Consider the following 13,922-nt stretch of genomic DNA (forward strand, 5'->3'; position numbering starts at 1 on the left):
ATCCTGAGCATGGTCGAAGGGAGTCTTTCTATCGGCTTTTGTTAAAGGTAATTTTGTAGTAGAAAATGATACTTTTTTAATAGAATTTTGAATTGTAAAATAAATGACTATTTTTGCGCTCTCAAAATTCACGAAGTTCATTTTGAAATATTGAATTTTTATTGGGGAGATACTCAAGCGGCCAACGAGGACAGACTGTAAATCTGTTGGTTTTTACCTTCGCAGGTTCGAATCCTGCTCTCCCCACTTTTTGATTAATAATTCAGAATTTTGAATTGTTAATATAATGCGGGAGTAGCTCAGTTGGTAGAGCGTCAGCCTTCCAAGCTGAATGTCGCCGGTTCGAACCCGGTCTCCCGCTCAAAGAAGGTTCTTTGGTGTATAAGAAATATTCCTTTTGAATGTGCTCTTAATATGCAGAAGAATGCAGGGTGAGAAGCCTGTGCCGAGCGGAGTCGAGGTAAACCCGGTCTCCCGCTCAAAGAAGGTTCTTTGGTGTATAAGAAATATTCCTTTTGAATGTGCTCTTAATATGCAGAAGAATGCAGGGTGAGAAGCCTGTGCCGAGCGGAGTCGAGGTAAACTCGGTCTCCCGCTCAAAGAAAATTCTTTTGTGTTTAAGAGGTATTCCTTAAGAGTATATTTCTTGATTTGTCGAAGGATTACGGGGTTGTAACCCTGTGCTAAGCAGAGTCGGGTTGAATTCGTCTTCTGCTTAAAAAGCTAATCTTGATGCGTTTTAGCATTGGATTTTTAAAATAAGGTAAAAGATAGGTCGGTTTTCTTTTAATAGTCAATTAAAGAACTCTGGTTTGTCTTCGTACTTTTTAAAGCCGGTGTAGCTCAGGGGTAGAGCGTTTCCTTGGTAAGGAAGAGGTCACGAGTTCAAATCTCGTCATTGGCTCTTAGTGCAGAAGCATAAATTGAACACTAATATATAACTAAGATTAAATAAATTAATTATGGCAAAGGAAACTTTTGATCGTTCCAAACCGCACTTAAATATTGGTACTATTGGACACGTTGATCACGGTAAAACGACTTTAACTGCTGCGATTACTAAGGTATTAGCAGATGCAGGTCTTTCTGAAGCAAGAGATTTCGATCAAATCGATAATGCTCCTGAAGAAAAAGAAAGGGGTATTACTATTAATACATCTCATGTAGAGTACCAAACAGAAAATCGTCATTATGCACACGTTGACTGTCCAGGTCACGCCGATTATGTAAAGAACATGGTTACTGGTGCTGCTCAGATGGACGGAGCGATCTTGGTAGTTGCTGCTACTGATGGTCCTATGCCACAAACTCGTGAGCACATCTTATTAGGTCGTCAGGTTGGTATTCCTAGAATCGTTGTATTCCTTAATAAAGTGGATATGGTGGATGATGAGGAATTATTAGAGCTTGTTGAAATGGAAGTAAGAGATCTTCTTTCTTTTTATGAGTATGACGGGGATAATGGTCCTGTAATTGCTGGTTCTGCTCTTGGAGCTCTTAATGGAGAGCAAAAATGGGTAGATACTGTTTTGGAATTAATGAAGTCTGTAGACGAGTGGATCGAATTACCAAAACGTGATGTAGAAAAAGATTTCTTAATGCCTATCGAGGATGTATTCTCAATTACAGGTCGTGGTACTGTTGCTACTGGTCGTATTGAAACTGGTGTAGCTAATACAGGGGATGCTGTTGATATCATTGGTATGGGTGCTGAAAAATTGACTTCTACCATCACAGGGGTAGAGATGTTCCGTAAGATATTAGATAGAGGTGAGGCTGGAGATAACGTAGGTATCTTGTTAAGAGGTATTGAAAAATCTCAAATTTCTCGTGGAATGGTAATCACTAAGCCTGGATCGGTAACTCCACATAAAAAATTCAAAGCTGAGGTTTATATCCTTAAGAAAGAAGAAGGTGGACGTCACACTCCATTCCATAATAATTACCGTCCTCAGTTCTACGTTCGTACAACTGATGTAACTGGAAACATTGCGCTTCCTGATGGAGTAGAGATGGTAATGCCTGGAGATAACTTGACGATCACTGTAGAGTTAATTCAGACAATAGCAATGAATGTTGGTCTTCGTTTTGCTATCCGTGAAGGAGGTAGAACAGTAGGTGCTGGTCAGGTAACTGAAATTTTAGACTAATACAATTATATTATATATAAGTAAGGTATTCGCCCAGGCGAATACCTTGACTTATGTATACGGGTTTACCTGCCTGCCGTCAGGCAGGGCTCAGAACTGAGCTTTCGATAGATTAAGGTAGATTACAAAAAAAAGGAAGTAAAAATTATTGGAATTTTATTTTCTTTTATACGGGTTTAGCTCAGTTGGTAGAGCACTGGTCTCCAAAACCAGGTGTCGGGAGTTCGAGCCTCTCAACCCGTGCAAAGCAAAGGATTGATAGGTGAGAAGTTTATCTTGAGCGTAGTCGAAAGGAGCCTCTCAACCCGTGCAAAGCAAAGGATTGATAGGTGAGAAGTTTATCTTGAGCGTAGTCGAAAGGAGCCTCTCAACCCGTGCAGGAATAATTAAAAAGCTTTTAATAGCATTTATTGTTGAAATAAAGAATTTAGTGACAAAGTAAAACCTGGGTTTTATTTTGTTTTAAAAATAAATAAGATGGCTGGATTTATAAATTACATAACAGAATCGTACAACGAGTTGAAAAATCACGTGACCTGGACTCCTTGGGCAGAAGCGCAAAGGCTTACAGTTGTTGTAATAGTTTTTTCAGTAATTTTTTCTTTAGCTATCTGGGGAGTAGATACTGTATTCAGTAATATGATAGAGTATTATTTTACTTTAGTGAAATCTTAATATTGTGAAAATGGCCGAGGTGGATAATACAAAGAAGTGGTACGTTGTTAGGGCTGTTAGTGGTCAGGAGAATAAAGTAAAGGACTATATTGAGCGTGAAATTGCTCATATGGGGCTTGAGGATTATGTTGCACAGATTTTGGTTCCTACAGAAAAAGTGGTTCAGATCCGCAATGGGAAGAAAATTAATAAAGAGCGTGTATATTTTCCAGGGTATGTGATGATAGAAGCTAACCTTTCAGGAGAAATTCCGCATATTATTAAATCTATTAATGGTGTTATAGGTTTTCTTGGAGAGGTAAAAGGAGGAGATCCTGTCCCTCTAAGAAAAGCTGAAATTAATAGAATGCTTGGTAAAGTTGACGAGTTGGCTGTGAAGACTGATAATGTAGCTATACCATATACGGTAGGTGAAACCGTTAAAGTAATTGACGGGCCGTTTAATGGTTTTAATGGTACTGTTGAGAAAGTAAATGAAGAAAAGCGTAAGCTAGAGGTAATGGTTAAAATTTTTGGTAGAAAAACTCCATTAGAGCTAAGCTATATGCAAGTAGAAAAAGTATAATAATTGTTACATTATATATTCAGGATTGTTCTTTTGCTTCCACTTATAGAACAATGCTAAATTTAAAATTAGAAAAATGGCTAAAGAGTTAAGTAAGGTTGTAAAGTTACAAGTACGTGGAGGTGCGGCAAACCCGTCTCCACCAGTTGGGCCTGCTTTAGGTGCTGCCGGGGTAAATATCATGGAATTCTGTAAGCAATTCAATGGTAGAACACAGGATAAAGCTGGTAAAGTATTACCGGTAGTAATCAATGTGTATAAAGACAAGTCTTTTGATTTTGTTATTAAAACTCCACCCGCAGCTGTTCAAATACTGGAAGCAGCAAAACAGAAGAAAGGTTCTGGAGAGCCTAATCGTAAAAAAGTAGCAAGTGTTACTTGGGATCAAGTTCGTGCAATTGCAGAGGATAAAATGCAGGATTTAAATGCGTTTACCGTTGAGTCTGCAATGAAAATGATTGCCGGTACCGCTCGCTCAATGGGTGTAACTGTAAAAGGACAGGCTCCTTTTTAATCCAAAAAAGTTTACAAAATGGCAAAAGTAACTAAAAAGCAAAAAGAAGCAAACGCTAAGGTTGATAAGAACAAGGCGTATTCATTAGATGAAGCTTCTGCTTTGGTAAAAGAAATAACAAGCGTGAATTTTGATGCTTCTGTAGATCTTGCTGTTCGTTTGAACGTAGATCCTCGTAAAGCAAATCAAATGGTACGTGGTGTGGTAACATTACCTCACGGAACAGGAAAAGATGTTAAAGTATTAGCATTGGTAACTCCAGATAAAGAGGCTGAAGCCAAAGAAGCTGGAGCGGATTTTGTCGGTCTAGATGAATACCTTGACAAGATCAAAGGTGGATGGACAGATGTTGATGTAATCATCACCATGCCAAGTGTTATGGGGAAATTAGGACCTCTAGGTAGAGTGTTAGGGCCTCGTGGATTAATGCCTAATCCTAAAACTGGTACGGTAACAATGGATGTTGCAAAAGCTGTTTCAGACGTGAAGGCTGGTAAGATCGATTTCAAAGTAGATAAGACAGGTATTGTTCATGCAGCAATTGGAAAATCTTCATTTGATGCTGAGAAAATAGCCGGAAACGCTAAAGAACTAATAACAACATTAGTGAAGTTAAAGCCCCAGACTGCAAAAGGTGTATATATTAAATCAATATATATGTCTTCTACAATGAGTCCTGGTGTTGAAATAGATGCTAAAAACTTTGCTGGGTAATTAAGATAAACGATTATGACAAGAGAAGAAAAATCACTAGTAATTGAAGACTTAACTGCTCAGTTAGCTGAAAATCCTATTATATATTTGGCGGATATTTCAGGTTTGGATGCAGGAACAACTTCAAATTTACGTAGAGCTTGTTTTAAAGCTAATGTATCATTAAAAGTAATTAAGAATACACTTCTTGCGAAAGCAATGGAGAATTCTGATAAGGATTTCGGAGATTTACCAAATGTATTAAAGGGTAATACTTCGTTAATGTTTTCCGAAGCGGGTAATGCACCTGCAAAGGTGATCAAAGAATTTCGTAAGAAATCAGAGAAGCCTTTATTAAAAGGAGCCTTTATTGAAGAAGCAATCTTTATTGGTGACGAAAATCTGGAGACTTTAGCTAACATTAAGTCCAAAGAAGAAGTTATCGGAGATATTATTGGATTATTGCAGTCACCTGCTAAGAATGTTATTTCAGCGTTGAAGTCAGGTGGAGGTACAATAGCTGGTATCCTTAAAACATTATCCGAAAAAGAAGGATAATTAATAGTAGTGTACGCACTTTTTAACAAATTATATTTTATTTAAAAAATTTTATTAAAACGATAGAAAATGGCAGATTTAAAAGATTTCGCAGAACAATTAGTTAACTTAACAGTAAAAGAGGTTAATGAGTTAGCTGATATATTAAAAGAAGAATATGGTATCGAGCCTGCTGCTGCTGCTGTAGCTGTTGCTGGTGGAGGTGCTGCTGGTGGTGGTGAAGCTGCTGAAGAAAAATCAGAATTCGACGTAGTGCTTACCGCTGCAGGTGGTTCTAAATTAGCAGTTGTAAAACTTGTTAAAGAATTAACTGGTCTTGGTCTTAAAGACGCCAAAGAACTAGTTGATGGTGCTCCTAAAGCAATTAAAGAAGGAGTAGCTAAAGATGAAGCAGAAGCTCTTAAAGCTCAATTAGAAGAGGCTGGAGCAGAGGTTGAGCTTAAGTAAGCTTACCATAGATTAACACATAGGTTTAGACCCAGAGAGCACTCTCTGAGGTCTAAACCATTTTGCGTATATAAATACTAAGTATTAAAATATGCAACCCTTTTTAAAATTTTAATTTAATTCCGTCCATTGATGTTAGCAACGCAAACTGAAAGATTGAATTTCTCTTCCGTAAAGAATAGACCTGATTATCCTGATTTTCTGGATATACAGATCAAGTCCTTTCAGGATTTCTTTCAATTAGAAACAAAGTCTGAAGAAAGAGGAAACGAAGGTTTATATAATACCTTCATGGAAAACTTCCCGATTACGGATACTCGTAATCAATTTGTACTAGAATTTTTAGATTATTTTGTTGACCCTCCTAGATATGACCTTCAAGAATGTATAGAAAGAGGTCTTACCTATAGTGTGCCTTTAAAAGCACGTCTTAAACTATTCTGTACAGATCCGGAGCACGAAGATTTCGAGACTATTGTTCAGGACGTGTATTTAGGAACAATTCCTTACATGACTCCTAGTGGTACATTTTGTATCAATGGGGCAGAACGTGTCGTTGTATCTCAGCTACATCGTTCACCAGGGGTATTCTTTGGACAATCTTTCCATGCAAATGGAACTAAATTATATTCTGCCAGAGTAATTCCTTTTAAAGGATCATGGATAGAATTTGCTACCGATATCAACAGTGTAATGTACGCGTATATCGATAGAAAGAAAAAATTACCGGTTACGACACTTTTTCGTGCCATTGGTTTTGAGCGTGATAAGGATATTTTGGAGATTTTTGATCTTGCAGAAGAAATAAAAGTTTCTAAATCAGGATTAAAGAAAGTATTGGGTCGTAAATTAGCTGCCCGTGTTTTGAATACGTGGCACGAAGATTTCGTGGATGAGGATACAGGAGAAGTGGTGTCTATCGAGCGTAATGAAATCGTTTTAGATCGTGATACTATTCTTGATAAAGATCATCTTGAAGAGATTATAGAGTCTGGAGCAAAAACTATATTGCTTCATAAAGAGGATAATCAAAAGGGAGACTATGCGATTATCCATAACACATTGCAAAAAGATCCTACCAACTCTGAAAAAGAAGCGGTAGAACATATATATCGTCAATTACGTAATGCAGAACCGCCTGATGAGGAAACTGCGAGAGGTATTATTGATAAGTTATTCTTTTCTGATCAACGTTATAATCTTGGTGAAGTTGGTCGTTACAGGATGAATAAAAAATTAGGTCTTGATATCGCTATGGATAAGCAGGTGCTTACCAAAGAAGATATCATTACGATCATTAAGTATTTAATTGAATTGATCAACTCTAAGGCAGAGATAGATGATATCGATCACCTTTCTAACCGTCGAGTTAGAACGGTAGGAGAACAGTTATCACAGCAGTTTGGTGTTGGTTTGGCGCGTATGGCTCGTACCATTCGTGAAAGAATGAATGTTAGGGATAATGAAGTTTTTACGCCGATCGATTTGATCAATGCAAAAACTTTATCCTCAGTAATTAACTCATTCTTTGGTACAAATCAGCTATCTCAGTTTATGGATCAAACCAATCCATTGGCAGAGATTACTCATAAACGAAGACTATCAGCATTAGGACCTGGTGGTTTATCTCGTGAGCGTGCAGGATTTGAGGTACGTGATGTACACTATACACATTACGGTCGTTTATGTCCGATTGAAACTCCTGAAGGGCCAAATATTGGTCTTATTTCTTCCCTTTCGGTATTTGCAAAAGTAAATTCTATGGGATTCCTTGAAACTCCTTATCGTAAAGTTGAGGATGGGAAAGTTGATCTTAGCGGATACACCTATTTAAGTGCTGAAGAGGAAGAGGAAAAGCTTATTGCTCAGGCTAATATTCCTTTAAAAGAAGATGGAGCCATTGATTCTGAAAAGGTAATTGCTCGTATGGAGGGTGACTTCCCGGTGATTGAACCAATAAATGTAAATTATGCGGATGTTGCACCTAACCAGATTGCTTCGATTTCGGCATCATTGATTCCTTTCTTAGAGCATGATGATGCAAACCGTGCTTTAATGGGATCTAATATGATGCGTCAGGCAGTCCCATTGTTGCGAGTAGATGCACCGATCGTTGGTACTGGATTAGAACGCCAGGTAGCTTCAGATTCAAGAGTATTGATCAACGCAGAAGGAGCTGGAGTTGTAGAGTATGTAGATGCACAAAAAATTACCATCAAATATGATAGAACAGAGGAGCAAAGAATGGTGAGTTTTGATGGTGATTCGAAAACTTATGATTTAATAAAATTCCGCAAAACAAACCAGGGTACTAGTATTAACTTGAAACCTATTGTAAGGGTTGGTGATAAGGTTACAAAAGGCCAGGTTTTGTGTCAGGGATATGCTACTGAAAACGGCGAGTTGGCTCTTGGTAGAAATATGAAAGTAGCTTTTATGCCTTGGAAAGGGTATAATTTTGAGGATGCGATCGTAATTTCTGAAAAAGTAGTAAGAGATGATATCTTTACTTCTATTCATATTGATGAATATTCTCTTGAAGTTAGAGATACAAAATTAGGTAACGAAGAGCTAACCAACGATATTCCTAACGTTTCTGAAGAGGCTACAAAAGATCTTGATGAAAATGGGATGATCAGAGTGGGTGCAGAAATTAAGCCCGGAGATATTCTTATCGGTAAGATTACGCCAAAAGGTGAAAGTGACCCAACTCCTGAAGAGAAATTATTAAGAGCGATCTTTGGTGATAAAGCAGGTGATGTGAAGGATGCTTCTTTAAAAGCTTCACCTTCATTACATGGAGTAGTAATTGACAAGAAATTATTTGCTCGTGCGATTAAGGATAAGAGAAAACGTTCTCAGGACAAAGAGGATATCGAAAACTTAGAAAGATCATACGATACTAAATTCGAATTATTAAAATCTGAATTAGTAGATAAGTTATTTGCTATTGTTGGTGGTAAAACTTCTCAAGGAGTTATGAATGATCTTGGAGAAGAAGTGCTTCCAAAAGGTAAAAAGTATACTCAGAAAATGCTGAATAGTGTTGATGATTATGCTCACCTTACCAAAGGTACCTGGACTACAGATGATGATCTGAATAGAATGGTAGCAGATCTTATCCATAATTATAAGATCAAAGAAAATGATTTACAAGGAAATCTTCGAAGAGAGAAATTTACAATCTCTGTCGGAGACGAGTTACCTTCTGGAATTATAAAGCTTGCTAAAGTTTATATTGCTAAGAAACGTAAGCTTAAAGTGGGAGATAAAATGGCAGGACGCCATGGTAACAAAGGTATTGTTGCGCGTATCGTAAGAGAAGAAGATATGCCATTCTTAGAAGACGGAACACCAGTAGATATCGTATTGAATCCTCTTGGGGTACCTTCTCGTATGAATATTGGTCAGATTTATGAGACAGTTTTAGGATGGGCCGGACAGAAATTAGGTAGAAAATTTGCTACTCCTATTTTTGATGGTGCATCTCTGGATCAAATCAATGAATTGACCGATGAAGCAGGAATTCCAAGATTTGGTCATACATATCTATATGATGGTGGTACAGGAGATCGTTTTGATCAGGCAGCTACTGTAGGTGTGATTTATATGCTTAAGTTAGGTCACATGGTAGATGATAAGATGCATGCACGTTCTATTGGTCCATATTCGTTGATTACTCAGCAGCCACTTGGTGGTAAAGCACAATTTGGAGGTCAACGTTTTGGAGAAATGGAGGTATGGGCACTAGAAGCTTATGGAGCATCAAGTACCTTACGTGAGATATTGACCGTAAAATCTGATGATGTTATAGGAAGAGCGAAAACATACGAAAGTATTGTTAAGGGCGAGCCGATGCCAGAACCTGGATTACCAGAATCTTTTAACGTACTAATGCACGAATTGAAAGGTCTTGGTCTGGATATCAGATTAGAAGAATAAAAAAAATAGTTAGCAGTAAGCAGTGCGCAGCTTAAAAGCTGCATACTGCATACTTAATACTGAATACTAGAAAAAAATGGCAAGAAATAATGATAAGAATACAGTAAAGAGATTTAACAAGATCTCTATTGGTTTGGCTTCTCCAGAATCAATTTTGGCGGTTTCTAACGGAGAAGTACTTAAGCCTGAAACTATCAATTATCGTACCCACAAACCTGAGCGTGATGGTTTGTTCTGTGAGCGTATTTTTGGCCCCGTTAAGGACTTTGAATGTGCTTGTGGTAAATATAAGAGAATTCGATACAAAGGTATTGTTTGTGATCGATGTGGTGTAGAAGTAACCGAAAAGAAAGTACGTAGAGATCGTGTAGGTCACATTAATCTTGTGGTTCCTGTGGCTCATATCTGGTATTTCCGATCGTTACCAAACAAAATAGGATATTTATTAGGACTTCCTTCTAAGAAATTAGATATGATTATTTACTACGAACGTTACGTAGTAATTCAGCCTGGTATTGCCAAAAATGAAGAAGGTGAGCCAGTACAAAAGATGGATTTCCTTACCGAAGAAGAATATTTAAACATTTTAGATAGTCTTCCCCAAGAGAATTTATACCTGGATGATAATGATCCAAATAAATTCATCGCTAAAATGGGAGCAGAATGTTTGATCGAGATTTTAAGAAGAATCGATCTTGATGCGCTATCTTATGAGTTGAGGCATAAAGCAAACAATGAAACATCTAAGCAACGTAAGACAGAAGCATTAAAAAGACTTCAGGTTGTTGAGTCGTTGCGTGATGCAAATAAAAATCGAGAAAATCGTCCTGAGTGGATGATCCTGAAAGTAGTACCAGTAATTCCACCAGAATTACGTCCATTAGTACCACTTGATGGAGGTCGTTTTGCAACATCAGATTTGAATGATTTATATCGTCGTGTGATTATACGTAACAACCGTTTGAAGCGTTTGATGGAAATTAAAGCTCCTGAAGTAATTCTTCGTAACGAAAAGCGTATGCTTCAGGAATCTGTTGATTCTTTATTTGACAACACCCGTAAAGCGTCTGCCGTTAAAACAGATTCGAACAGACCCTTAAAATCATTATCTGATTCTTTAAAAGGTAAGCAAGGACGTTTCCGTCAAAACTTACTTGGAAAACGTGTTGATTATTCTGCTCGTTCGGTAATCGTAGTTGGACCAGAATTGAAATTATTCGAGTGTGGTCTTCCAAAAAATATGGCAGCAGAGCTATACAAACCATTTGTTATCAGGAAACTAATAGAACGTGGTATTGTAAAAACAGTAAAGTCTGCCAAGAAGATTATAGACAGAAAAGAGCCTGTTGTTTGGGATATCTTAGAGAATGTTCTTAAAGGACATCCGGTACTGCTTAATCGAGCTCCAACGCTTCACCGTTTAGGTATACAGGCATTCCAGCCTAAACTTATTGAAGGTAAGGCAATACAGCTACACCCATTGGTTTGTACCGCATTTAATGCCGATTTTGATGGAGATCAAATGGCTGTACATTTACCATTAGGACCAGAAGCAATTTTAGAAGCACAGTTATTGATGCTTGCATCACATAATATTCTAAACCCTGCAAATGGTTCTCCTGTCACAGTACCTTCTCAGGATATGGTCCTTGGTTTATATTATATGACTAAGTCTAGAAGGTCTACTCCAGAATTAGAGATTAAAGGTGAAGATTTAACTTTTTATTCTCCAGAGGAGGTTATCATTGCATATAATGAGAAGAGGCTTGATATAAATGCTAATATTAAAGTTCGTACAAAAGATTTTAATGAAGAAGGAGAACTGGTAAACCAGATTATAGAAACTACCACGGGTAGAGTTCTATTTAATGAAAAAGTTCCGGAGCAGGCAGGTTATATTAATGAGGTATTGACCAAGAAATCACTTAGAGATATTATTGGTGGAATTCTTAAAGTAACTAGCGTTCCTGAAACTGCAGAATTCTTGGATGAAATCAAGACTTTAGGTTATAATTTTGCATTTAGAGGAGGTCTATCATTCAGTTTGGGTGATATTATTATTCCTAAAGAGAAACATACCATGATTGCCGATGCCAACTCACAAGTTGATAATATCGTAGCTAATTATAATATGGGTCTTATTACCAATAACGAACGTTATAACCAGGTTATTGATATTTGGACTTCTACCAATGCAGAATTGACAGAATTGTCAATGAAACGTATTAGAGAAGACCAGCAAGGATTTAACTCGGTATATATGATGCTTGATTCTGGTGCTAGGGGTTCTAAAGAACAGATTCGCCAGTTAACGGGGATGCGTGGATTAATGGCTAAGCCTAAAAAAGCAAGTTCTGCGGGTGGTGAGATCATCGAGAATCCAATTCTTTCTAACTTCAAAGAAGGACTTTCAATTCTTGAATACTTTATTTCTACCCACGGTGCGCGTAAAGGTCTTGCAGATACAGCACTTAAAACGGCAGATGCTGGATACCTAACCCGACGTTTAGTTGATGTAGCACAGGATGTTATTGTTAACATAGAAGACTGTGGTACATTACGTGGAGTCGAAGTTTCTCCGTTAAAAAAGAATGAAGAAATCATAGAGGGACTGGCTGCTAGAATTGTTGGTAGAACTTCACTACAAGACGTAATTAATCCTTTAACTCAAGAAGTATTAGCTGAAGCAGGAGTTGAAATTGACGATGTTGTGGCCAAAATTATTGAGAATTCTCCCATAGAATCTGTAGAAGTACGTTCTGCACTTACTTGTGAGGCGAAAAAAGGTATCTGTGTGAAATGTTATGGTCGTAACCTTGCTACTGGTAAAACAGTACAACGTGGTGAAGCCGTTGGAGTAGTTGCCGCTCAATCGATTGGAGAACCAGGTACGCAGCTTACACTACGTACATTCCACGTGGGTGGTATTGCAGGTAACATTTCTGAAGAAAATCAGTTGAGATCTAAGTTCGCAGGTAAAGCTGAAATAGAAGAACTTAAAACAGTTAAGGGAGAAGATTCTGAAGGAAATGAAATCGATGTTGTGATTTCTAGAACTTCAGAGATTAAAGTTATAGATCCTAAAACCAAAATTGTTTTAAGTACTAATTTGATACCATATGGGTCTCAGTTATTTATTAAAGACGGAGATAAATTAAAAGAAGATCAGGTTATTTGTCAATGGGATCCTTATAACGGAGTTATTATTTCAGAATTTGCTGGTAAAGTAAAATATGAAAATATTGAGCAGGGAATTACATACCAGGTGGAGATCGATGAACAAACAGGTTTCCAGGAGAAAGTAATTTCTGAATCACGTGATAAGAAAAAAATACCTACGCTTCTAGTTATGGGTAAAGGAGACGAAGTACTTCGCTCTTATAACCTTCCTGTAGGAGCACACTTAATGGTGGATGATAATGATAAGATTGGGGTAGGTAAAGTTTTAGTAAAAATTCCTCGTAAGTCAGCTAAAGCTGGTGATATTACAGGAGGTCTGCCGCGAGTTACAGAGTTATTTGAAGCTCGTAATCCTTCAAACCCTGCTGTAGTAAGTGAAATTGATGGTGTGGTGTCTTTTGGTAAAATCAAACGGGGTAACCGTGAGATCATTGTTGAGTCTAGAATCGGAGAAATTAAAAAATACTTAGTTAAGCTTTCTAATCAGATCCTTGTTCAGGAAAATGATTATGTGCGTGCTGGTATGCCATTATCTGATGGTTCTATAACTCCAGAGGATATTCTTAAAATTAAAGGCCCATCTGCAGTACAACAATACCTTGTTAACGAGGTACAAGAAGTTTATAGACTACAAGGTGTGAAAATTAATGATAAGCATTTTGAAGTTGTGGTACGACAGATGATGCGTAAAGTAAGAATCCAAGACCCTGGAGATACTATTTTCTTAGAGAATCAATTAGTGCATAAATCAGATTTTATTGAAGAAAATGATGCAATTTTTGGAATGAAAGTAGTTGAAGATGCTGGTGACAGTGAAAATCTAAAACCAGGACAGATAGTTTCTCCTCGTGATCTAAGAGATGAAAATTCTGTTTTGCGTAGAGATGATAAAAACTTAGTAACGGCTAGAGATGCTTCTCCGGCAACAGCGACTCCAATACTTCAAGGTATTACAAGAGCTTCGTTACAAACTAAGTCATTTATTTCTGCTGCATCTTTCCAGGAAACTACAAAAGTATTAAACGAAGCTGCTGTAAGCGGTAAGGTTGATACGCTTGAAGGTCTTAAAGAAAATGTAATTGTTGGACATAGAATTCCAGCAGGTACGGGAATGAGAGATTATGAAAGCATTATTGTAGGTTCTAAAGAAGAATTTGAAGATAGGATGGAGCAACGACAAGAAGTAAATTATAATTAA

At 37.4% G+C, this 13,922-nt stretch carries 9 protein-coding genes and 4 tRNA genes; all 13 read left to right on the plus strand.

From position 1 onward, the window contains the following. Positions 1-163 precede the first annotated feature (163 nt). The 13 genes from ACFSJT_RS09560 to rpoC all read left to right on the plus strand — a co-directional run bounded on the left by ACFSJT_RS09560 (position 164) and on the right by rpoC (position 13,922). Positions 164-246: transfer RNA gene (locus ACFSJT_RS09560), tRNA-Tyr, on the plus strand. A gap of 42 nt (positions 247-288) precedes the next feature. Beyond that, positions 289-361: transfer RNA gene (locus ACFSJT_RS09565), tRNA-Gly, on the plus strand. Between the two features lie 471 nt (positions 362-832). Next, a tRNA-Thr gene (locus ACFSJT_RS09570) sits at positions 833-904 on the plus strand. 58 nt (positions 905-962) lie between these two features. After that, a complete protein-coding gene (gene tuf / locus ACFSJT_RS09575) occupies positions 963-2,150 on the plus strand; it encodes an elongation factor Tu (RefSeq protein WP_378320037.1) in 1,188 nt (395 codons plus the stop codon). Between the two features lie 170 nt (positions 2,151-2,320). After that, positions 2,321-2,393 (plus strand) — tRNA-Trp (locus ACFSJT_RS09580). A 234-nt stretch (positions 2,394-2,627) separates the two neighbouring features. After that, entirely contained in the window at positions 2,628-2,825 is a 198-nt protein-coding gene (gene secE / locus ACFSJT_RS09585; RefSeq protein WP_378320038.1) for a preprotein translocase subunit SecE, read from the plus strand. Between the two features lie 10 nt (positions 2,826-2,835). Beyond that, on the plus strand, positions 2,836-3,390 hold the full coding sequence (gene nusG, locus ACFSJT_RS09590) for a transcription termination/antitermination protein NusG (RefSeq protein ID WP_378320039.1): 555 nt from the start codon (positions 2,836-2,838) through the stop codon (positions 3,388-3,390). A gap of 76 nt (positions 3,391-3,466) precedes the next feature. After that, on the plus strand, positions 3,467-3,904 hold the full coding sequence (gene rplK / locus ACFSJT_RS09595; RefSeq protein ID WP_103071214.1) for a 50S ribosomal protein L11: 438 nt from the start codon (positions 3,467-3,469) through the stop codon (positions 3,902-3,904). A gap of 18 nt (positions 3,905-3,922) precedes the next feature. Beyond that, positions 3,923-4,618: a 50S ribosomal protein L1 gene (gene rplA / locus ACFSJT_RS09600; RefSeq protein ID WP_378320040.1), complete on the plus strand. Its 696-nt coding sequence runs from the start codon at positions 3,923-3,925 to the stop codon at positions 4,616-4,618. Between the two features lie 15 nt (positions 4,619-4,633). Further along, positions 4,634-5,155: a 50S ribosomal protein L10 gene (rplJ, locus tag ACFSJT_RS09605; RefSeq protein WP_378320041.1), complete on the plus strand. Its 522-nt coding sequence runs from the start codon at positions 4,634-4,636 to the stop codon at positions 5,153-5,155. Positions 5,156-5,224: 69 nt separating this feature from the next. After that, entirely contained in the window at positions 5,225-5,602 is a 378-nt protein-coding gene (gene rplL / locus ACFSJT_RS09610; protein ID WP_378320042.1) for a 50S ribosomal protein L7/L12, read from the plus strand. A 132-nt stretch (positions 5,603-5,734) separates the two neighbouring features. Beyond that, positions 5,735-9,544, plus strand: a complete 3,810-nt coding sequence (gene rpoB / locus ACFSJT_RS09615; RefSeq protein ID WP_378320043.1) for a DNA-directed RNA polymerase subunit beta — start codon at positions 5,735-5,737, stop codon at positions 9,542-9,544. Between the two features lie 76 nt (positions 9,545-9,620). Further along, positions 9,621-13,922 (plus strand): DNA-directed RNA polymerase subunit beta', encoded by a 4,302-nt coding sequence (gene rpoC / locus ACFSJT_RS09620; protein WP_378320044.1) that lies wholly within the window; start codon positions 9,621-9,623, stop codon positions 13,920-13,922.

The organism is Aquimarina celericrescens (assembly GCF_042682765.1).
GTDB classification, from domain to species: Bacteria; Bacteroidota; Bacteroidia; order Flavobacteriales; family Flavobacteriaceae; genus Aquimarina; species Aquimarina celericrescens.

What these genes read in the sequence shown, in the direction of transcription:
- rpoC (WP_378320044.1), top strand. Translation starts at nt 9,621, where the DNA reads ATGGCAAGAAATAATGATAAGAATACAGTAAAGAGATTTAACAAGATC.
- nusG (WP_378320039.1), top strand. Translation starts at nt 2,836, where the DNA reads ATGGCCGAGGTGGATAATACAAAGAAGTGGTACGTTGTTAGGGCTGTT.
- rplA (WP_378320040.1), top strand. Translation starts at nt 3,923, where the DNA reads ATGGCAAAAGTAACTAAAAAGCAAAAAGAAGCAAACGCTAAGGTTGAT.
- tuf (WP_378320037.1), top strand. Translation starts at nt 963, where the DNA reads ATGGCAAAGGAAACTTTTGATCGTTCCAAACCGCACTTAAATATTGGT.
- rplJ (WP_378320041.1), top strand. Translation starts at nt 4,634, where the DNA reads ATGACAAGAGAAGAAAAATCACTAGTAATTGAAGACTTAACTGCTCAG.
- secE (WP_378320038.1), top strand. Translation starts at nt 2,628, where the DNA reads ATGGCTGGATTTATAAATTACATAACAGAATCGTACAACGAGTTGAAA.
- rpoB (WP_378320043.1), top strand. Translation starts at nt 5,735, where the DNA reads ATGTTAGCAACGCAAACTGAAAGATTGAATTTCTCTTCCGTAAAGAAT.
- rplL (WP_378320042.1), top strand. Translation starts at nt 5,225, where the DNA reads ATGGCAGATTTAAAAGATTTCGCAGAACAATTAGTTAACTTAACAGTA.
- rplK (WP_103071214.1), top strand. Translation starts at nt 3,467, where the DNA reads ATGGCTAAAGAGTTAAGTAAGGTTGTAAAGTTACAAGTACGTGGAGGT.